The following is a 19458-nucleotide window of genomic DNA, read 5'->3' on the forward strand; positions in this document are numbered from 1 at the left end:
TGTATCCTTGGCCGATGAACACGTCCACGCCTGCGCCGTCGCGCGCCATCGGCCTGGTCGGTTTTGACGGTGACGACACGCTGTGGAAGAGCGAGGACTACTACCGCAAGGCCGAGCAGGATTACCTTGACCTGCTGTCGCGCTATGTCGACGTGCACGACACCCAGACCGCGCGCCACCTGCTGGAAGTTCAGCAGCGCCACCTGGGCACCTTCGGCTACGGCGTGAAGAGCATGACCCTGTCGATGATCGAAGCGGCCATCGACATCACCGGTCAGCGCATCGAGGCCAAGGACATCCAGCGCATCCTGGATATCGGCCACGATACCCTGCGCCACCCGGTGGAACTGATCGACGGTGTGCGCGAAGCCGTGGCGGCCATCGCCGAGCACTACCCGGTGGTGCTGATCACCAAGGGCGACCTGTTCCACCAGGAAGCGAAGATCAAGGTCGCCAACCTGGCCGAGCTGTTCCCGCGCATCGAGATCGTTTCCGAGAAGGACCCGGAGACCTACGCCCGCGTGCTGGCCGAATTCGACCTGCCGATGCAACGCTTCGTGATGGTCGGCAACTCGCTGCGCTCGGACATCGAGCCGGTGGTGACCCTGGGTGGCTGGGGCGTGCATACCCCGTACGCGGTGACCTGGGCCCATGAGACCCAGCACGGCGTGGCCGACGACGAACCGCGCATGGTCACCGCCGATACCGCCCACGACTGGCCGGCCGCACTGGCGGCGATCGAGGCCAAGGCCGCTGCGGCGGCCTGACAGGGCCCGGCAGCTGCGGCAGAATCGTGGCATGAACGTCCGACTGCGCGCGCTGTTGTTGTCCCTGCTGCTGGCGCCGGCCACCGTGCTGGCCCAGCAGACCGCCGAGCGTTCGGCTGCGTATGAGGTGGCAACCGGTGACCGCTGGATCGATGCCCAGTTGCAGGACATCAACCATTACGCCGAACGCTACCCCGATGCCTTCCTCGATGAAGTGTCGCGCTACGCCGATGTCCCCCGCGGCTACATCAATGCGCTGTTCACCACCCATGGCTGGCAGGCCGGGGATATCTATTTCGCCTGCTTCTGGGCCAAGGCCAGCGGCCAGACCTGCCGCGACAGCGTGCGCGCCTTCAGCCAGGACCCGGAGGGCGGCTGGGAAGCGGTGGTGAAGCGCATGCCGGCCAAGCCGGACAACCTGCATTACCGCGCTGTGCGGCATGCCATCGTGGCCAGCTACCAGCACTGGGACCGGCCGATCACCCTGGATGCCACCCTGAAGCGCCAGTTGAAGCGGTAGTGCCGGCCGTTGGCCGGCAACTGCACCCTTACAGGCATCAGGAGGTTGCCGGCCAGCGGCCGGCACTACCCGGCCATGTTGCTCTGCGTATCGCCGCCGCCGCGCGCTCCGGCGACAATACGGGTCCGAGCTGTTCCCCGTTCCCGTAATCGAGTGACTGATGAGCGCCTCTTTCGTTTCGCCTGATGTGATCCGCCGCCTGTTCGCGCAGGCCATGTCCCGCATGTACCGCACCGAAGTGCCGCTGTACGGCACGCTGGTGGAACTGGTGGAGCGGATCAACGCGCAGGTGCTTGCCCAGGACCCGGCACTGGCCGCGCAGCTGCAGCGCAACGACGAGCGTGCGCGCCTGGACGAAGAGCGCCATGGCGCGATCCGCGTCGGCACCGCGCAGGAGCTGGCGACGCTGCGCCGCCTGTTCGCGGTGATGGGCATGTACCCGGTCGGCTACTACGACCTGTCGGTAGCCGGCGTGCCGGTGCACTCCACCGCGTTCCGCCCGCTGACCGGCGCCGCGCTGGCGCAGAATCCGTTCCGCGTGTTCACCTCGCTGCTGCGCCTGGAGCTGATCGAAGACGAAACCCTGCGTGCCGAGTCGGCGAAGATCCTGGCACGCCGCCGCATCTTCACCGACGGCGCACTGGCGCTGATCGACCAGGCCGAGCGTGACGGTGGCCTGTCGCAGGCCGACGCCGAGCGCTTCGTCGACGAAGCACTGGAAACCTTCCGCTGGCACGGCGATGCCACGGTCGATCTGCCGACCTACCACGCGCTGCACAATGCGCACCGCCTGGTGGCCGACGTGGTCAGTTTCCGTGGCCCGCACATCAACCACCTGACCCCGCGCACGCTGGACATCGACGCAGCGCAGGCGGCAATGATCGAGCACGGCATGGCGGCCAAGGCGGTGATCGAAGGGCCGCCGCGCCGCGCCTGCCCGATCCTGCTGCGCCAGACCAGCTTCAAGGCGCTGGAAGAGGCCGTGCATTTCCCGGATGCGGACGGTGGCGATGCCGGCACCCATACCGCGCGCTTCGGCGAGATCGAACAACGCGGCCTTGCGCTGACCCCGAAGGGCCGCGCGCTGTACGACCAGCTGCTGTCGCAGGCACGCGATGCCGGTGGCGAAGGCAATACCGGTGGCGACTACGGGCAGCGCCTTCAGGCGGTGTTCGCCGGCTTCCCGGATGACCATGACACGCTGCGCCAGGAAGGATTGGGCTACTACCGCTACCAGCTGACCGACGCCGGCCGCGCCGCGCCGGAACGCGTGGCCGATCTGCCTGCCGAAGTGCTGGTGGCCGCCGGCCTGGCCACGGCCGATCCGATCGTCTACGAGGATTTCCTGCCGGTCAGTGCCGCGGGCATCTTCCAGTCGAACCTGGGCGGCGAAGAACAGCGCGCGTATGCCGCGGACGCCAACCGCGAGGCTTTCGAGCAGGCGCTGGGCGTGGCGGTGAATGACGAGTTCGAGATCTACGAGCGGCTGCAGGCCGAATCGCTGGCGGCGCTGCGCACCGCGTGAAGGTAGAGCCGGCCGCTGGCCGGGCGCACCGCGTGAGGTAGAGCCGGCCGCTGGCCGGCTGTAGGGGAAGCCGGCCAGCGGCCGGCTCTACCCGATGTCCGGACCCGGGGTCAGCCCTTCATCGTGCCCGTATCCAGCCAGCGCTGGTGCCACGACAGTGCTTCGGGCAACAGGTGCGGGGTGTGCTTGCCGTAGCTTTCGCGGCTGGCTCGGTCGAAGTAATCCTGCAGCTGCGGGCGGAAATCCGGGTGCGCGCAGTTGTCGATCAGCACCTGCGCGCGCTTGCGCGGGGTCAGGCCACGCAGGTCGGCCAGGCCCTGTTCGGTGACGATCACCGACACGTCGTGCTCGGTGTGGTCGACATGGCTGGCCATCGGCACGATCGCCGAGATGGTGCCGTTCTTGGCAGTGGACGGGCTCAGGAACGCCGACAGGAAACCGTTGCGGGCGAAGTCACCCGAACCGCCAATGCCGTTCATGATCCGCGTGCCCATCACGTGCGTCGAGTTGACGTTGCCGTAGATGTCCACCTCGATCATGCCGTTCATGCCGATGCAGCCCAGACGGCGCACCAGTTCGGGATGGTTGGAGATCTCCTGCGTGCGCATGATGATGCGCTCGCGGTAGAAATCGATGTTCTCCTTGAACGTCTCGTTGGCCTGCGGGCTCAGCGCGAAGCCGGTACACGAGGCGTAGCTCAGCACGCCATCGCGCAGCAGGTCGAGCATGCCGTCCTGGATCACTTCGGTGAACGCGGCCAGGTCGCGGAAACCACTCCTGGCCAGGCCGGCCAGCACGGCGTTGGGGATGTTGCCCACGCCCGACTGCAGCGGCAGCAGGTTCGGCGGCAGGCGGCCCTTCTTCACCTCGTGCTTGAGGAACTCGATCAGGTGCGAGGCGATCTGTTCGCTGGTCGCATCGATCGGACTGAACGGGCTGTTGCGGTCCGGGCCGTTGGTGCGCACCACGGCCACGATCTTGTCCGGGTCGCAGCGCAGCGCGGTGTCGCCGATGCGGTCGTTGGCGTTCACCAGCGGAATCGGCTTGCGGTGCGGTGGCAGCGCGGTGCCGTAGTAGATGTCGTGCATGCCGTCGACGCCGGCCGGTTGCCATTCGTTGACCTCGACGATCACCTTCTTGGCCAGGTCCAGCCAGGTCTTGTTGTTGCCGACCGAGGTGGAGGGCACCAGCGAGCCATCTTCGCGGATGGCCGAGACTTCGATCACGGCGGTATCGATCTCGCCGTAGAAGCCGAACCACACGTGCTGGGCGACGTGGCTGAGGTGGATATCGATGTAATCCAGCTTGCCCTCGTTGATGCGGTTGCGCGCATCCGGATCGCTCTGGAACGGCATGCGCATGGCGATGCCATCGGCCTTGGCCAGCGCGCCATCGAGTTCCGGCGCGGTGGAGGCGCCGGTCATCAGCTTGATCTGGAAGGGCTGGCCCTGGGCGTGCACCGCTTCGATGCGGCGGGCCAGTTCGACGGGAACGGCCTTGGGATACCCGGAGCCGGTAAAGCCGCTCATGGCCACGGTTTCACCGGGCTGGATCAGCGCGGCTGCGGCCTCGGCGGAGACCACGCGGTCACGAAGACGCGCGTTGGCGATGCGATCAACAGACATGACGACAGTGTTTCTGGGGGGAAACCCGATTATCGGCCATCCTCATCCGTACGGGGGGTTCTACCTTCGTGGAATGGCTTTTCCCCACCGGGGTCACCCATACCCACCGGTTTTGTTTTGCAGTGCAGCGTGCAAAGTGCTTTCGCAGCCCGCACGATGGCCCTGCATCCCGACGTGGGGGAGGGAGCAGAGCCCGCTGGCAGTTCGCTGCAAGCGGGCTTTTTTATTGCCTGCCGCCCAGAATGAATGCGCGGCACCCCTTCGGGGTCGGATCCTTTTGCCAAGGGCAAAAGGCTCTGACCCCAGCAGCGGCATCAACCGGCGGCACCTCGGGGTCAGAGCCCTTCGCCGTTGGCAAAGGGATCCGACCCCGCGAGAATCAGCGCATGACCCTCGCCCCCGCCGATCTGCCCGCCACCCTGCAGCCCCTTGCCGACCGCGCCCTGGCGCGCCTGGCCCAGGTCCTGCCCGAGCCCGTTCCGGCCGAGCTGCTGCCGCTGCTGACCCGGCTGGCGGTGGCCAGCGACTTCGCGCTGGACACCCTGGTGCGGCAACCGGCGCTGCTGGCGCAGCTGGCCGCGCCCGGCTGCCCGCCGATCCCGGCGCCGGTGCTCGATCCGCTGCAGCCCAGCGACTGGCCGGCACAGCTGCGGCGCTGGCGCACCGCGATGTCCACGCGGCTGATCTGGCGCGACCTGGCTGGGCTGGACGACGTGGCGCAGACCCTGGCCGGCGCCACCACCCTGGCCGAGGATTGCCTGCGGCTGGCACTGGACGCCCTGCAGCAGGAATTCGCACAGCGGCACGGCGTGGTCCGTGATGGCGCAGGCGTCCCCCAACAGCTGGTGGTATTCGGCCTGGGCAAGCTCGGCGGTGGCGAGCTCAACTTCAGTTCCGATATCGACCTGGTCTATGCGTACCCGCAGGGCGGCGAATCCGACGGTCCGCGCGCGCTGGCCGCCGAGGAGTATTTCGCCCGCCTCGGCCAGCGCCTGGCCAAGCTGCTGGACGAAACCACGGTCGATGGCTTCAGCCACCGCGTCGACCTGCGCCTGCGCCCGTTCGGCAGCGCCGGTCGCGTCGCGCTGTCGTTCGCGGCGATGGATCAGTACTTCCAGCGCGAAGGCCGCGACTGGGAGCGCTATGCGTGGCTGAAGGCGCGCGCGGTGGCCGGCGACATCGACGCCGGCGAAGCGTGGTTGCAGACCCTGCGCCCATTCGTATACCGCCGCTACCTGGATTTCACCGCGCTCGACGGCCTGCGTGAGATGAAGGCGGCGATCACCGCCGAAGTCGCGCGCCGCGAGCTGCACGAAGACATCAAGCGCGGCGCCGGTGGCATCCGCGAAATCGAGTTCCTGTGCCAGGCGCTGCAGCTGATCCGCGGTGGCCGCGAGCCCGCGCTGCGCGAGCGCCGCCTGCTGGTGGCACTGGACGCGCTGGTGGCCGCCGGACAGATTGCGCCCGACGATGGCGCTGCGCTGCGCGAGGCCTACCTGTTCCTGCGCCGGTTGGAGAACCGCCTGCAGATGCTGCGCGACGCGCAGACCCACGTGCTGCCCAGCGACGCGCTGGACCGCGCGCGCATTGCCATCGGCCTCGGCTACCCGGATTGGGAGGTACTGCGCGCGGCACTGGCCGAACAGCAGCAGCGGGTCAGCACCGAATTCGCCGCGCTGCTGGCGCCGCGCAAGGGCCAGGCCGCGCCCGACGCGCTGGCCAACTACTGGCGCAGCCTGCCCGAAGGCAGCAACGCACCACTGCTGGCCGAAGCCGGCTTCCTCGATGCCAACGGCGCCGACCAGTCGCTGCGCGATTTCGCCCAGGGCACCGGCGTGAAGTCATTGTCCGATGCGGCGCGTGCGCGGCTGGATCGCGTACTGCCCGCGTTGCTGCATGCGGCCACGCGTTCGCCGCAGCCTGATGCCGCGCTCAAGCGCGTGCTTGGCCTGCTGCAGGCGGTGCTGCGCCGGACCAGCTATCTGGCGCTGCTGGACGAACAACCGAGCGCGCTGGCGCGTCTGGTCGATGTGCTGGCGCGCAGCGCGCTGCTGGCCGAGCGGCTGGTCGCGTATCCGCTGCTGCTGGATGAACTGCTGGATGTGCGCGTGTCCGGGCCGATGCCCGATGCGGCCGGCATGCTGGCCGAATGCCAGCAGGTGCTGGCGGTGGAAGATCCCGAATCGGCACTGCGCTGGCTCAACGAGACGCGGCTGGCGCTCAGTTTCCGCATGGCGATGGCCACGCTGGACGGCCGCCAGGGCGCGGTGGACAGCACGCGGCAACTGGCCGAACTGGCGCAGGCGGTGGTGGTCACCGTGCTGGCGATGGCCGAGGCGGACATGCGCGCCGCGCACGGCGCGATTCCCGGTGGACGTTTCGCGATCATCGGCTACGGCAGCCTCGGCGGGCTTGAACTGGGCTTCGGTTCCGACCTGGACCTGGTATTCCTGCACGACAACCCGGCCGGCGTGGAGGCCAGCGACGGCGCGCGTCCGCTGGAGCCGGGGCGCTGGTATGCGCGGCTGGCGCAGAAGGTGATGGCGCTGCTCGGTGCGGTCACCGCCGCCGGCCGCCTGTACGACATCGACGTGCGCCTGCGCCCGGATGGCGGCAAGGGGTCGCTGGTGTCTTCGCTGGCCAGCTACACCGAGTACCAGCGCGAACGTGCGTGGACCTGGGAACACCAGGCGCTGGTGCGCGCGCGTGGCGTGGCCGGCGATGCCAGCCTGCTGGCCGATTTCGAGCAGGTGCGTGCACAGACGCTGGGGCGTGAGCGCGACATGGGTGTGCTGTATGCCGACGTGCTGAAGATGCGCGGCCGCATGCGCACCGAACTGGACCGCAGCGACGCCGCACGGCTGGACCTGAAGCAGGGTGCGGGCGGCGTGGTGGACCTGGAATTCCTGCTGCAGACCGGTGTGCTTGCGCGCAGTGCGCGGCACGTGGCGTTGCTGCAGCCGCGCGATACGCCGTCGTTGATCGATGCGTTGGCTGGTGCTGGTTTCCTGCCGGATGCCACTGCGCAGGCGCTGCATGGCGCGCACGCCACGCTGTTGGACGTGGGCCTGGCCTGCACGCTGGACCGCCGCCCGCGGCTGGCCCCGACCACGCCGGCGATTGAAGAGGCGTGTGCAGCGATTACGGCGGCGTGCAGAGCGGCAGAGCTGCCGTTCGCCTGAGTGCCGGATGGCGGAGGACTGCAGTTGGTAGATGCCAACCTTGGTTGGCATGAATGCCAAGCGCCAACCAAGGTTGGCGACTACCGGATCAATGGCCCTGCGATGCCCGCTCCTGGTGGGTGCCGACCGTTGGTCGGCACAATCTGTCGGCACCCACCGGATCAATGGCGGTCAGCTGGTGGCGCGCAACGGCGCCATCTTCCACAACAACGCGCGGAACGGGGCTAGCAGGCAAATACCGATCGCCAGCTTCACTGCCAGGTCGCCGGCGGCCCAGCTCACCCACGGCAAGGTAGAACCGGCAAACGCGATCGACCAAAAAATGGTGGTATCCACCGTCGCGCTGCAGGTGGTGGCCACCATCGGTGCGCGCCACCAGCTGCCGCGGCGCAGGCGGTCGAACACGGTGATGTCCAGCAGCTGGGCCACGATGAACGCCGAGCACGAGGCAATGGCGATGCGCGGGGTGGCCACCCAGATCGACAGCAGCACCGCCACCGCGAAACCGATCCACGCCACGCGGCGCGCCGGGCCCGGGCCGAAGCGGCGGTTGATCAGGTTGCTGACCAGGAACGCGACCGGATAGCTGAAGGCGCCCCAGGTCAGCCAGTCGTTGATCGGGTACTGCACCAGCACGTTGGACAGCAGCACCACTGCACCCATGGCCAGTACCGCCAGCACCAGGGCGCGCGGGGTCAGCGGGGCAAACAGAGGGGCAGGACGCACGGACATGGCGAGCCAGGGGGACAGAGGGGATCGCCCATTATCCGCCCGGCCTGCGGCAAAGCCAAAACCGCTCGTTCAGCTTTACAGCGCTTCACTCATCACATCACCGGCGGCATAGGCCGTCGGCACATAGGCCAGGGTCTGGCCCTGCGCGCTCTTCACGTTCCAGCCGGCACCGGCCTCGGTGGGGTCGAAATGTACCCGTTGCCCGACCACGAAGGCTGCAGTCGGGTTCTCGCCCGGCGGCTGCACCGGCCAGCGCAGGGTGGCGGTGTGGTCGGCCTTGTCCGGTACCTGCAACTGCACCTGGCGTTCGCCCGTGGGCGTGGTCTCCACCTTCTTCACTTCCATTGGCGGCAGCGGCACCGCCTTGGTGCGGGTCGCCCTGGCATTGCGTTCGCTGGCCTTGAGCGGCGCCTTGGACAGTTCGGACAGGCCCATCGAGGCCGCCATCGGCAGCGACAGCACCACGAACGAGGTCACGATCACGCTGGCCTCGCTGCTGTTCAACTGCGGCGCGGCGCCGGCATGGACGGTGGGCACCAGCAGCGCCGAAAGCAGCAATGCAGTGGTGGGAGCGCGCAGGCAACGGAACATGGAGACCTCCTGGTCAGCGTGGGGCGGCGGCTCAGCGCCGGGTATCGAAGATGTCGCGCGGGCCGGTAGCTTCGGGCAGGTATTCCAGCGGGCGGCCCTGGTTGTCCTTCAGCTGCCAGCCCTGGTCGTTGCCGGTTGGCTCGAAGTTCACGGTCTGGCCCACGGTGAACTGCACGGCAGGATCGCCGATGCCGCGCGGGTACTGCATCGATGCGGTGTTCTGCGGATCGTTGGCATCGCGCAGCAGCACTTCGCGGCGGCCGTCGACGGTAGTGGCAATCGCGCTCACCTCCATCTGCGGCAGCTTGATCTGCTGCGGGCGGGCCAGCGGCTGGCCGGCATCGGCGGCATCCTGGGCTTCCTTCGCCGCGGCGGCGCGGACCGAGGCCACCATCTGCGTGGACATTTCCAGGCTCGGTCCCTGCGGGCCCGGGTCATGGATGATCACGATGCGGCGTTCGGCATGGGCGGCCGATGACCAGGCCAGCGCGGTGACGATCAGCATCGATACCAGGGAGTTGTGCAGCAGACGCATGTCGTTCTCCTTGCGGGATTCAGGGCGAGGCGGCGGTGGCACCGGCCACCGGCACATGGGGGATCACCAGTTCCTGCTGCAGCTGGCTGCGCTGGTGCAGGAAGTCGAACACCGATTCCACCGTCACCACCGAATAGTTGCCGGAGATGCGTTCGCCGGCCGGATGGTCGGTGGTGGTGGCGTTGGCCACGAACAGGCGCGCACCCACGCGCTTGCCCAGGCCGATATGCAGCACGCTGGGCTGGTACTTCTGCTGGCGCAGCCACTGCTGTGCCTGTTCGCGCTTGACGATGGCCGGCGCGCCTTCGGCCTGCGCCATCGCCGCCGCCAGCACTTCCAGCACCCACTGGTTGGAGTTCTGATAGTCGGTGGCGAACGGGTAGGCGACCACGTTGTACTTGGTTTCGTGCAGCGCCTTGGGCTGGATCGAGGGCGGCACCAGCATCGCGCGCAGTGCGGCACGCAAGGGGGCCGACGGCACGCCGATGCGCAGGTCGGTATGGCCGCCGCTCTCGCCGACGAAGTTGCCGAGGCCCTCGTGGTACAGCTGCGAGCTGTCGGTCTTGCAGCGGTTGAGCAGGTGCATCGCGCGCCAGCGGCCGTCGTCCTCGCGCAGCAGGAAGGCCAGGTGGCTGTGGCGCAGGCCGTAGCGGCTCAGGTCCTGGCCACCGCGCGCGGCCACCACCACGTCCACATCGGGCAGCGCGTCCAGGCTTTCGGCGGTGGTCCAGGCCACGTCCAGCATCGCCGCCTGCGATGCCACACTGGGGTAGCGCTCGCGGCAGGCGGTGCTGTTGGCCCAAGCCGGTGCGGTCGCCAGCAGGCTGGCGATCAGCAGCGCGGCGCGGGGCAGGCGGGAAAAACGATCCATGTCGGTACCTTCAACGGCGGGCAGGCCCGCGCGCCGATCATACGCTGCTCAGCGCAGCGGGCGATCCACGCCCTTGCGCCGCGCAATCGGGTAGTGCCGGCCGCTGGCCGGCAACGGCAGGGTTTGGCAATGCATGCAGCGTTGCCGGCCAGCGGCCGGCACTACCGTGATGCCAGGCGCTGTTTCACTTCCGCCGCCACCCGCGCGGTTTCGCGCAGCGGCTCGATGCGGTCGTACTGCCAGTCCAGCCAGTGCGCCTGCAACCGCCCACGTTCGCGCAGCTGCTGCTGGAAGCGCGCCAGGCGGCCCTGCGCTGTGTCGGCCAGCGCCACCATCACCGGCATGCGCGTGGCGCAGGCCTCCGAGAGCAGGTTCACCGAATCGGGCGAGACCACCACGCGGTTGGCCCAGCCGAGCAGGCCGCCATAGGGATTGGTGCCGTCGCCACCATCGCCCCAGATCACGTGCGGCAGGTCGGCGAACGTCGCGCGCAGGATCTCCGCCAACGCCGGCGGCGTGCGTCGCGAGGTGGTGGCCAGCAGGCTGCCGCCTTCGCTGCGGATCTGCTCGGCCAGCGCCTGGAACACGCCGACCATCGCCGTCTCGTCCCAAGGCGCCAGCGGCGTCGGCCCACCGACCAGCAGTGCAGTGCGCGGGCCGGGCAGGGTGCTGAAGCCGGCGAACGCAGCGCGGCCCCAGGCCAGCCAGTCATCGTCCACCGGGTTGAGGCTGCCGAGCAGGGTCAGCACGTTGCTGCCGCGCAGGGCGTCGTGTTCGGGCACCACCACCACGTCCCAGTGGCGCGCGCCGATGCGCGGGTCGAGGATCTGCACCACCTGGGTGCCGCGTGCGCGCAGCACGCGCAGGGCGCCAGCGGCCTGGCGGCCACAGCCGATCGCCAGCGCCGGGGCGTCGGCAGCCAGCGTCGCGAAGGCCTCGCCGTAGCCGTTCACATCGCCGGGCAGGCGCCGCGGCGCCAGCCAGCGCCAGGGCGCGCGCGGTTGCAGCAGCAGCGGTCGGTGGGTGCCCTGGCGCAATGCCGAGGCCAGCGCGACCGCCTGGCGGACATTGCCCGCGCGGCCGTCAGTGACCGTCCAGGGCGCGCTCGATCGTTTCACCATTGGCATTAATTCGTTTCAGTCCTGCTGGGTGTTGCAACAGTCGCGACACTCTACACTGCGGCTCGTCGTTTCGCCCCGCGCCGCCCGCGGGCACTGACTTCCCTTAGCCGTCCTGGAGATCCACCGATGTCCCACGCGCTCGACGCCGCCGCCCTCGACCAGCTGTTCCGTACTGCCCGCACCCAGAACGCCTTCCTCGACAAGCCGGTCCCGGCCAGCCTGCTGCAGGAACTGTACGACCTGGTGAAGTGGGGCCCGACCGCCGCCAACACCACGCCGGCCCGCTTTGTCTTCGTCACCTCGAAGGAGGCCAAGGACAAGCTGGCCCCGGCGCTGTCCGAAGGCAACCTGGCCAAGACCATGGCTGCGCCGGTCACCGTCATCATCGGTTTCGACCTGGACTTCCACGAGAAGCTGCCGTACCTGTTCCCGCACACCGATGCCAAGGCCTGGTTCGACGGCCCACAGGAAGGCCGCCACGAAGCCGCCATCCGCAACGGCAGCCTGCAGGGCGCCTACCTGATCCTGGCCGCGCGCGCGCTTGGCCTGGATGCCGGCCCGATGTCCGGCTTCGACCCGGCCAAGGTCGACGAAGCCTTCTTCGCCGGCACCTCCATCAAGTCGAATTTCCTGGTCAACCTGGGTTACGGTGATCCGGCGGGCCTGTTCCCGCGCCTGCCGCGCCTGTCGTTCGACGAAGCGGCGCGCATCGCGTAAGTCGCTGTATCGGTTTCGGGCCCGCCGTCGTGCGGCGGGCTCTTGCTGCACCGTGTACCCACCCTACGATCCGGAGAGTTCCTCAGATGAGCGCCACCCGTAAACTGCTGCTGCCGCTGGCCCTGACCCTGGCCATCGCCGCCTGCTCCAAGCCGGCCGACACCGCTGCCCCGGCGGCCGATGCCGCCGCCCCGGCCACCACCGAGCAGGCCGCCACCCCGGCGGCTGATGCCGCCGCTGCTGCGCCGGCCGCCGAAGCGATCAAGATCGCCTCGGGCACCTACAAGCTGGACCCGAGCCACACCGACGTGCTGGCGCAGTGGAGCCACTTCGGCTTCTCCAACCCGAGCGCGCACTTCGGCAACGTCGAAGGCACCCTGGTGTACAACGCCGAAGACGTGACCAAGTCCACCGTGGAAGTGAAGCTGCCGCTGAGCGGCCTGAACAGCTTCACCGCCAAGTTCGACGAGCACCTGAAGAGCGCCGACTTCTTCGACGCCGCCAAGTTCGCCGATGCCACCTTCAAGAGCACCAAGGTGGAAGCGGCCGGCACCAACAAGCTGACCGTCACCGGCGACCTGACCATCAAGGGCATCACCAAGCCGGTCACCCTGGACGTCACCGTCAACGGCGGCGGCGAGCACCCGATGGCCAAGGTTCCGGCCGCCGGCTTCGATGCCACCACCACCCTGAAGCGCAGCGATTTCGGCGTCGGCGCGTATGCTCCGAATGTCAGCGATGAAGTGAAGATCCGCATCACCACCGAAGCCACCGGCGAAAAGCCGGCCGCTTGATGCACCCCGCTCACTCGTCGTGAGAAGGCAGAAGGCCCGCTGAAAAGCGGGCCTTCTTTTTGGGTGCCGGGGAACGCGCGTTGGTAGATGCCAACCTTGGTTGGCACATGGGCACTCCGCAGGCCAACCAAGGTTGGCCACTACCGGGTACGTGCCCTCAGCGCAACGCGCCCAACCATGCCACGCACGCTTCGCTCGGGCTCTGCTTGGCCTTCACCGCCAGCCCGCTTACGCGCACGAAGGTCTGCGCGGCCTGCGCCACCACCTGGCGTGCGATCAGCGCCGCCTGCTTGGTCGCGGCCTGCTGCTTGCGCAGCTGCACGATGTTGATCGAAGGCCGACCGACCGGCGCATATTTCTGGTCGCGGCGCAGCACGTCGGCCACCTGGGCCACTTCGAATTCGGCCTGCAGGTAGCGGTGCTGTGCCGCCACCAGCTCGCGCAGCGGCGCGCGCAGTACGGCGGTGTCGGCGAACGCGGCCAGCGCCGCATCGCAGGCGGCGTCATCGGCAAAGCGGGTACGCAGCGCATCCACGCTGGCCAGGGTCAGTTTGGCCATGTGGGCCTCGTTGCTGCAGGAAAGGAGCGCGATTGTCGCATTGCCTGGCGGCTGATGCGTTGAACCGGGTGTCGGAATCCGTGTAGAGCCGAGCCCACGCTCGGCTCATCGCGCGCAGCGCGAGGGTTTTCCGATGGCGGAGCGGAGAGCAGCCGAGCGTGGGCTCGGCTCTACAATGGCCCGCTGTATCACCCACGGAAGGAAGATCCATGCAGGACGCGCAGTACTGGTTGAACGAATTCTGGTCGGGCCTGAGCGTGCTCGATCTGCTGGGCGGCAGCGTGCTCGGCACGTTGCTTGGCCTGGTGCTGGGCATCTTCGCCTGGCGCTGGCTGCACCGCCGCGGCTGGTTGCAGCGGCGCAAGCGCTGGCATCACTGGCTGCTGGCCAGCTACGTGTTGCTGCTGCCGCTGGCCACCGCCTTCTTCGGCCTGCAGCTGGGCTTCACCGCCGGTGCGCACCGCGCGCTGTTCAAGCAGCTCGATCATTTCCAGCCGCACCTGCAGACCCTGGTGGAAGGCTGGAGCGAAGGCTTCACCGACTCGCTGGACGACCCGCGCATGCGCGAGGCATTGCGCCGCCAGGGCACGGTGGGCGATGTGGCCGACACCATCGCCTCGGCCTACCTCAGCGAACATCCGCTGCCCGGCCTGGACCGTCTTGGCAACGGCCCGTTGGCGCGCGGTACCGGCTGGGTGATCGGCAAGGTGCGCGAAGGCCTGCTGCGCGGCATGGTGGAAGACACGCTGGTGGACAAGGCCGGCACCCTCGGCCTGGAACCCAAGGTGGTGCGCGAGGCGCTGACCATGCATGTGGATGAGCTGCTGCACACCCGTGGCGTGCTGCGGCTGGTGAAGGCGCAGATCAACGGCATGATGCCCGGCGTGTATTTCGGGCTGCTGTTGCCGCTGCTGATCATCGCGCTGCTGGTGGCGCTGGAGATCTGGGCCGCGCAGCGGTTCGGGTGGGTGCGGCAGGTGGCCAAGCCGCCGGTCGCGGTCCCTCCTGTAGAGCCGAGCCCATACTCGGCTCATCGCGCGTAGCGCGATGGGTCCATCGGTGGCCGAGCGGAGAGCAGCCGAGCGTGGGCTCGGCTCTACACAGTCAAAGGCGTGCGGACCAACGGTCTGCACCCACCAGGCAGATTCTGGTGCATGGGGTCAGATCCCTTTTCCACAGGAAAAGGGATCTGACCCCGAGCCGGTCAATCGCCGTCGGCTTCGTCCGGGTGGGCCTTCCAGTAGCCGGTCGAGCGGATCCAATCGCGCGGCACGCCCAGGTGGCCTTCGATGAACTTGCGCATCATCCGCGCGCGGCGCGATTCGGTGGCGATCCAATAGAAGACATCGCCGTCCGGTGCCTCGAAGTCGGTCAGCATGTCTTCCAGCAGCGTGCTGCTGGCCGCCGGGAAGCCGTTGCGCTCCAGCCAGTGGATGCGCACGTTCTCGTACTGCGGCAGGTCCTGGCGCTCGGCCTCGTCGCGCACTTCGATGAAGGCCTGCACCTCGGCACCGTCGGGCAGCACGTCCAGCCAGCGGGCGATGGCCGGCAGCGCGGTTTCATCGCCGATCAGCACGTAGGCGTCGTAGGTGTCGGCCACCACGAACGAGCCGCGCGGGCCGCCGATCACCAGCGTGTCGCCCGGCTGTGCGCGCTCGGCCCACGGCCCGGCAATACCCTGGTCGTGCAGCACGAAGTCGATGGCCAGCTCGCCGGTTTCGTGGTCCCACCAGCGCGGGGTGTAGTCGCGCGACGGCGAGGGCTCCTTGCCGGCCGGATAGCTGCGGCCTTCGGCGGTCAGCACCGGCAGCACCATCTCGCCGCTGGCGTTGGGGAAGAACAGCTTGATGTGGTCGTCGGCGCCGGGCGAATCGAAGCCGGCCAGATCGTCGCCACCCAGCACCACGCGACGCATGTGCGGGGTGACCTCTTCGGTGCGCAGCACGGTCAGTTCACGGAAGCGCACATCCAGGCGCAGGCGCGTGTTGTTGTGTTCGGTCATGGGGATACCTGTAAAGGTGTCGCGCGGGGGCGCGCGGCATGGGGGAGGACCTGGCTGGATTCAGTCTGGCTGGGTCGTTGAAAACGGTGGGCTCTCGCTACCGGCGGTACCGTTGAGCAGGGCCGAGGCCCGCGTCAGCAGCGCCGCCACTTCGTCCGCCTCGCCCTCGGCCCAGCGGCCGTGGTGATGCACCAGCGCCCGCTTGAACTCGCGCAGGGCGGTGGCCAGCGGCGGCGGCAGCGAGGCCTTGGTGATCTCGCGGGCGCGGTCGAAGGCTCGCCGTTGCGCCAGACGCACCTGGGTGCGCTGCACCTTCAGCTCGAACTCGCCGGCAGCGGTGATGCGGAAGATCCGCTTGCCATCCACTTCCTCGGCCTCGATCCAGCCGGCCTGCTCGAAGCTGGCCAGCAGCGGGTACATGGTGCCGGCGCTGGGCGTATAGGCCTGCATGAACTGGTTGCTGATCAGCTGCATCAGCTCGTAGCCATGGCGCGGCTGCTCGCCGATCAGGGCCAGCACCAGCAGGCGCAGGTCGCCGCGGCTCAGCACGCGTGGCTGGCCGTTGCGGCGGGGCACCGCCGGATCGGTGGAACGGGCTCTGGGGGAAGGGGGGCGGCTCATTTCGATATATCGGTAAACGAGTGTGCAAACGATATATCGATATATCGAAGCCGGCAATCATCGATCCGGCCACAAGCAGGTCCGTTTTGGGCCACGGGCGGCCGCGTGCACAGCAAAAGGGGCGCCCCTTGCAGGGCGCCCCGGCGATGCTGTGGAAGGGAGCAGGGCCGCCAGGCCCCTCACTCGCGGCCCACGCTGGACCCGCAGCCAGTACCGATCCAGAGGCAGGTGCGACATGTTGTCGCCGGTTCAGTACCGTTGCCCGAACCGCCCCTACAGCGGTGCCGGAGTTGCCCTACAACCGTCATCGGCAGCGGTAACACTGCGTCCTGCACATGGGCGCAGCGGCCCGCAAGCGACAGCCCGCGCAGCCACCAAGGCCCGCCGCAGGGCCGTCAGCGGGCCCGGCAAGCCCCTTGCGGACACTGGCCGGTTGCATCCATACGCCTGCGTAGCCAAGTGACGAAAGCCCTTGGTGCGCTACACTTTGCGGTCTAGAAATCTATACAACAGTCGCGCGCGTGCGTGCGGTAATGGGAGCGCTAATGAACTGGTTGAACGAGGTGCTGAACAACGACCCGAATCCTGTGGAAACCCAGGAGTGGATCGAGTCGTTGAAGGCCGTTATTGATGTCGAGGGCTCCGAGCGCGCGCATCAGCTGCTGGAAGGCATGGTGGAACTGACCCGTCGTTCGGGCGCCTACCTGCCGTTCTCTCCCACCACCGAATACGTCAATACCATCGAACCGCAGTTCGAGGCCAAGAGCCCGGGCAACGCCGAGCTGGAATGGCGCATCCGTTCGATCATCCGCTGGAACGCGATGGCCACCGTGGTCCGCGCCAACCGCAAGCCGGGTGACCTGGGCGGCCACATCGCCTCGTTCGCCTCCGGCGCCACCCTGTACGACGTGGGCTTCAACCACTTCTGGCGCGCCCCCAGCGAAAACCACCCGGGCGACCTGCTGTTCATCCAGGGCCACAGCGCCCCGGGCATCTACGCGCGTTCCTTCCTGGAAGGCCGCATCAGCGAAGAGCAGCTGGACAAGTTCCGCATGGAAGTGGACGGCGGTGGCCTGTCCTCGTACCCGCACCCGTGGCTGATGCCGGACTACTGGCAGACCCCGACCGTGTCGATGGGCCTGGGCCCGCTGGCCGCCATCTACCAGGCGCAGTTCATGCGCTACCTGGAAAACCGTGGCCTGATCGAGAAGTCCGACCGCAAGGTGTGGTGCTTCATCGGCGACGGCGAGAGCGACGAGCCGGAAACCCTGGGTGCCATCGCGCTGGCCGGCCGTGAAGGCCTGGACAACCTGATCTTCGTGGTGAACTGCAACCTGCAGCGCCTGGACGGCCCGGTGCGCGGCAACGGCAAGATCATCCAGGAACTGGAAGGCGTGTTCCGTGGCGGCGGCTGGAACGTGATCAAGCTGCTGTGGGGCGGTTACTGGGATGCCCTGCTGGCCAAGGACACCAATGGCGTCCTGAAGAAGCTGATGATGGAAACCGTCGACGGCGAATACCAGAACTGCAAGGCCTTCGGCGGCGCGTATACCCGCGAGCATTTCTTCGGCAAGTACCCGGAAACCGCTGCGATGGTCGCCGGTCTTTCCGACGACGACATCTGGCGCCTGAACCGTGGTGGCCACGACCCGCACAAGGTGTACGCCGCCTACCACCAGGCCGTGAACACCAAGGGCATGCCGACCGTCATCCTGGCCAAGACCGTGAAGGGTTACGGCATGGGCAGCGCCGGTGAGGCACTGAACCCGACCCACCAGACCAAGAAGCTGGACGACGAAGCGGTGCGCCACTTCCGCGACCGCTTCAACATTCCGGTAACCGACGCGCAGCTGGCCGATGGCCAGGTGCCGTTCTACCACCCGGGCCCGGATTCGCCGGAAGTGCAGTACCTGCAGGAACGCCGTGCCGCGCTGGGCGGTTACCTGCCGCAGCGCCGCCGCAAGGCCGACAAGACCTTCGTGGCGCCGAAGCTGGAAGCCTACGAGCGCCTGCTGAAGAGCAGCGGCGAGCGCAGCTACTCCACCACCATGGCCTTCGTGCAGAGCCTGAACATCACCCTGCGCGACAAGGAACTGGGCCCGCACATCGTGCCGATCGTGGCCGACGAAGCCCGTACCTTCGGTATGGAAGGCCTGTTCCGCCAGATCGGCATCTACGCGCCGTTCGGCCAGAAGTACAAGCCGGTCGACGCCGACCAGCTGATGTTCTACCGCGAAGACCAGAGCGGCCAGGTGCTGCAGCAGGGCATCAGCGAGCCGGGTGCGATCAGCTCGTGGATGGCCGCCGGTACCAGCTACTCGGTCAGCAACGTGCCGATGCTGCCGTTCTACATCTACTACAGCATGTTCGGCTTCCAGCGCGTGGGCGACATCGCCTGGCAGGCCGCCGACATGCGTACCCGCGGCTTCCTGCTGGGTGGCACCGCCGGCCGCACCACGCTGAACGGTGAAGGCCTGCAGCACGAAGATGGCTTCAGCCATCTGGTGGCCGGTGGCATCCCGAACGTGCGCAGCTACGACCCGACCTTCGGCTTCGAAGTGACGGTAATCCTGCAGCACGGCACCAAGCGCATGATGGAAGACCAGGTGGACGAGTATTACTACGTCACCCTGATGAACGAGAACTACACCCACCCGGAAATGCCGGAGGGCGCGGCCGAAGGCATCGTCAAGGGCATGTACCTGCTGACCGACGCCGGCAAGCCGAAGAAGGGCGAGCTGCGCGTGCAGCTGCTGGGCTCGGGCACCATCCTGCGCGAAGCCATTGCTGCCGCCGAGCTGCTGGACAAGGACTTCGGCGTGACCGCTGACATCTGGAGCTGCCCGAGCTTCAACGAACTGCGTCGCGATGGTTTCGACGTGGAACGTGCCAACCGCCTGCATCCGGAAGGTGAGCAGCGCAAGGCCTACGTTACCGAGCTGCTGGAAGGCCGCCAGGGCCCGGCGATTGCCGCCACCGACTATGTGCGTGCGTATGCGGACCAGATCCGTGCGTTCGTGCCGATGTCGTACACGGTGCTGGGTACGGATGGCTTCGGCCGTTCGGATACGCGTGCGAACCTGCGCCGGTTCTTTGAGGTGGATCGCTACTACATCGCGCATGCCGCGATTGCAGCGCTGGCGAAGGAAGGGAAGATGACCGCGAAGGATGTGGCCCGAGCGATCAAGCAGTACAAGATTGATCCGGAGAAGGCTAATCCTGTTGGGGTTTGATAGATCCGAAATGACCTAGAAGGGGGGGGGCATAAATAATGCCCCCCCTTCTTTTTATATGGA

At 67.7% G+C, this 19458-nt stretch carries 17 protein-coding genes; 8 read left to right on the forward strand and 9 right to left on the reverse strand.

Translation table 11 applies throughout. The features are described from left to right. Positions 1-14 precede the first annotated feature (14 nt). From AC5P98_RS16780 to hglS, 3 genes are all read left to right on the forward strand, one after another. Entirely contained in the window at positions 15-767 is a 753-nt protein-coding gene (locus AC5P98_RS16780) for an HAD family hydrolase (RefSeq protein WP_049397778.1), read from the forward strand. A gap of 31 nt (positions 768-798) precedes the next feature. Next, a complete protein-coding gene (locus tag AC5P98_RS16785) occupies positions 799-1287 on the forward strand; it encodes a hypothetical protein (protein WP_049405514.1) in 489 nt (162 codons plus the stop codon). A gap of 160 nt (positions 1288-1447) precedes the next feature. Further along, positions 1448-2812, forward strand: a complete 1365-nt coding sequence (hglS, locus tag AC5P98_RS16790) for a 2-oxoadipate dioxygenase/decarboxylase HglS (protein WP_049405512.1) — start codon at positions 1448-1450, stop codon at positions 2810-2812. Positions 2813-2922: 110 nt separating this feature from the next. Here the strand turns inward: hglS and scpC are convergent, their stop codons facing one another. Then, positions 2923-4437, reverse strand: coding sequence for a succinyl-CoA:acetate CoA-transferase ScpC (gene scpC, locus AC5P98_RS16795; protein WP_032960979.1), 1515 nt, complete (start codon positions 4435-4437; stop codon positions 2923-2925). A gap of 386 nt (positions 4438-4823) precedes the next feature. Here scpC and glnE point away from each other — a divergent pair, with 386 nt between their 5' ends. After that, positions 4824-7619: a bifunctional [glutamate--ammonia ligase]-adenylyl-L-tyrosine phosphorylase/[glutamate--ammonia-ligase] adenylyltransferase gene (gene glnE / locus AC5P98_RS16800; protein WP_049405508.1), complete on the forward strand. Its 2796-nt coding sequence runs from the start codon at positions 4824-4826 to the stop codon at positions 7617-7619. A 171-nt stretch (positions 7620-7790) separates the two neighbouring features. Here glnE and AC5P98_RS16805 read toward each other — a convergent pair whose 3' ends face one another. The 5 genes from AC5P98_RS16805 to AC5P98_RS16825 all read right to left on the reverse strand — a co-directional run bounded on the left by AC5P98_RS16805 (position 7791) and on the right by AC5P98_RS16825 (position 11469). Further along, the gene (locus tag AC5P98_RS16805; RefSeq protein WP_049405506.1) at positions 7791-8351 is read right to left on the reverse strand and encodes a queuosine precursor transporter; all 561 of its coding nucleotides are present in this window, start codon (positions 8349-8351) and stop codon (positions 7791-7793) included. A 75-nt stretch (positions 8352-8426) separates the two neighbouring features. After that, the gene (locus AC5P98_RS16810; protein ID WP_049405504.1) at positions 8427-8942 is read right to left on the reverse strand and encodes a hypothetical protein; all 516 of its coding nucleotides are present in this window, start codon (positions 8940-8942) and stop codon (positions 8427-8429) included. Between the two features lie 31 nt (positions 8943-8973). Then, on the reverse strand, positions 8974-9477 hold the full coding sequence (locus tag AC5P98_RS16815) for a hypothetical protein (protein WP_049405502.1): 504 nt from the start codon (positions 9475-9477) through the stop codon (positions 8974-8976). Between the two features lie 19 nt (positions 9478-9496). Beyond that, positions 9497-10348 (reverse strand): DUF2145 domain-containing protein, encoded by an 852-nt coding sequence (locus AC5P98_RS16820; RefSeq protein WP_032960988.1) that lies wholly within the window; start codon positions 10346-10348, stop codon positions 9497-9499. Positions 10349-10509: 161 nt separating this feature from the next. After that, entirely contained in the window at positions 10510-11469 is a 960-nt protein-coding gene (locus AC5P98_RS16825; protein WP_049405498.1) for a mitochondrial fission ELM1 family protein, read from the reverse strand. A gap of 126 nt (positions 11470-11595) precedes the next feature. Here AC5P98_RS16825 and AC5P98_RS16830 point away from each other — a divergent pair, with 126 nt between their 5' ends. After that, positions 11596-12186 carry a malonic semialdehyde reductase gene (locus tag AC5P98_RS16830; RefSeq protein ID WP_049405496.1) on the forward strand — a complete coding sequence of 197 codons (591 nt, stop codon included), beginning with the start codon at positions 11596-11598 and terminating at the stop codon, positions 12184-12186. 86 nt (positions 12187-12272) lie between these two features. Beyond that, entirely contained in the window at positions 12273-12980 is a 708-nt protein-coding gene (locus tag AC5P98_RS16835; RefSeq protein WP_005415047.1) for a YceI family protein, read from the forward strand. Positions 12981-13137: 157 nt separating this feature from the next. Here AC5P98_RS16835 and AC5P98_RS16840 read toward each other — a convergent pair whose 3' ends face one another. Then, the gene (locus AC5P98_RS16840; protein WP_014645734.1) at positions 13138-13539 is read right to left on the reverse strand and encodes a hypothetical protein; all 402 of its coding nucleotides are present in this window, start codon (positions 13537-13539) and stop codon (positions 13138-13140) included. A gap of 209 nt (positions 13540-13748) precedes the next feature. Between AC5P98_RS16840 and AC5P98_RS16845 the strand changes: the two genes are divergently transcribed. Then, the gene (locus AC5P98_RS16845; protein ID WP_049405494.1) at positions 13749-14582 is read left to right on the forward strand and encodes a hypothetical protein; all 834 of its coding nucleotides are present in this window, start codon (positions 13749-13751) and stop codon (positions 14580-14582) included. Between the two features lie 161 nt (positions 14583-14743). Here the strand turns inward: AC5P98_RS16845 and AC5P98_RS16850 are convergent, their stop codons facing one another. Together AC5P98_RS16850 and AC5P98_RS16855 are read right to left on the reverse strand one after the other, a co-directional pair. Continuing rightward, positions 14744-15541 (reverse strand): siderophore-interacting protein, encoded by a 798-nt coding sequence (locus tag AC5P98_RS16850; protein WP_049405492.1) that lies wholly within the window; start codon positions 15539-15541, stop codon positions 14744-14746. Between the two features lie 60 nt (positions 15542-15601). Continuing rightward, a complete protein-coding gene (locus AC5P98_RS16855) occupies positions 15602-16162 on the reverse strand; it encodes a PadR family transcriptional regulator (protein WP_049405490.1) in 561 nt (186 codons plus the stop codon). A gap of 545 nt (positions 16163-16707) precedes the next feature. Between AC5P98_RS16855 and aceE the strand changes: the two genes are divergently transcribed. Continuing rightward, positions 16708-19395, forward strand: coding sequence for a pyruvate dehydrogenase (acetyl-transferring), homodimeric type (aceE, locus tag AC5P98_RS16860; RefSeq protein ID WP_012478970.1), 2688 nt, complete (start codon positions 16708-16710; stop codon positions 19393-19395). The last annotated feature ends 63 nt before the right edge of the window (positions 19396-19458 follow it).

The sequence above is a fragment of the Stenotrophomonas sp. YJH_SMC_135 genome (assembly GCF_059372355.1).

Bases quoted from the DNA above. Each gene is read 5' to 3' on its own strand.
- aceE (WP_012478970.1), top strand. From the start codon at position 16,708: ATGAACTGGTTGAACGAGGTGCTGAACAACGACCCGAATCCTGTGGAA.
- AC5P98_RS16805 (WP_049405506.1), bottom strand. From the start codon at position 8,351: ATGTCCGTGCGTCCTGCCCCTCTGTTTGCCCCGCTGACCCCGCGCGCC.
- AC5P98_RS16855 (WP_049405490.1), bottom strand. From the start codon at position 16,162: ATGAGCCGCCCCCCTTCCCCCAGAGCCCGTTCCACCGATCCGGCGGTG.
- AC5P98_RS16845 (WP_049405494.1), top strand. From the start codon at position 13,749: ATGCAGGACGCGCAGTACTGGTTGAACGAATTCTGGTCGGGCCTGAGC.
- AC5P98_RS16785 (WP_049405514.1), top strand. From the start codon at position 799: ATGAACGTCCGACTGCGCGCGCTGTTGTTGTCCCTGCTGCTGGCGCCG.
- glnE (WP_049405508.1), top strand. From the start codon at position 4,824: ATGACCCTCGCCCCCGCCGATCTGCCCGCCACCCTGCAGCCCCTTGCC.
- AC5P98_RS16840 (WP_014645734.1), bottom strand. From the start codon at position 13,539: ATGGCCAAACTGACCCTGGCCAGCGTGGATGCGCTGCGTACCCGCTTT.
- AC5P98_RS16820 (WP_032960988.1), bottom strand. From the start codon at position 10,348: ATGGATCGTTTTTCCCGCCTGCCCCGCGCCGCGCTGCTGATCGCCAGC.
- AC5P98_RS16815 (WP_049405502.1), bottom strand. From the start codon at position 9,477: ATGCGTCTGCTGCACAACTCCCTGGTATCGATGCTGATCGTCACCGCG.
- AC5P98_RS16850 (WP_049405492.1), bottom strand. From the start codon at position 15,541: ATGACCGAACACAACAACACGCGCCTGCGCCTGGATGTGCGCTTCCGT.
- AC5P98_RS16780 (WP_049397778.1), top strand. From the start codon at position 15: ATGAACACGTCCACGCCTGCGCCGTCGCGCGCCATCGGCCTGGTCGGT.
- AC5P98_RS16830 (WP_049405496.1), top strand. From the start codon at position 11,596: ATGTCCCACGCGCTCGACGCCGCCGCCCTCGACCAGCTGTTCCGTACT.
- AC5P98_RS16835 (WP_005415047.1), top strand. From the start codon at position 12,273: ATGAGCGCCACCCGTAAACTGCTGCTGCCGCTGGCCCTGACCCTGGCC.
- AC5P98_RS16810 (WP_049405504.1), bottom strand. From the start codon at position 8,942: ATGTTCCGTTGCCTGCGCGCTCCCACCACTGCATTGCTGCTTTCGGCG.
- hglS (WP_049405512.1), top strand. From the start codon at position 1,448: ATGAGCGCCTCTTTCGTTTCGCCTGATGTGATCCGCCGCCTGTTCGCG.
- scpC (WP_032960979.1), bottom strand. From the start codon at position 4,437: ATGTCTGTTGATCGCATCGCCAACGCGCGTCTTCGTGACCGCGTGGTC.
- AC5P98_RS16825 (WP_049405498.1), bottom strand. From the start codon at position 11,469: ATGGTGAAACGATCGAGCGCGCCCTGGACGGTCACTGACGGCCGCGCG.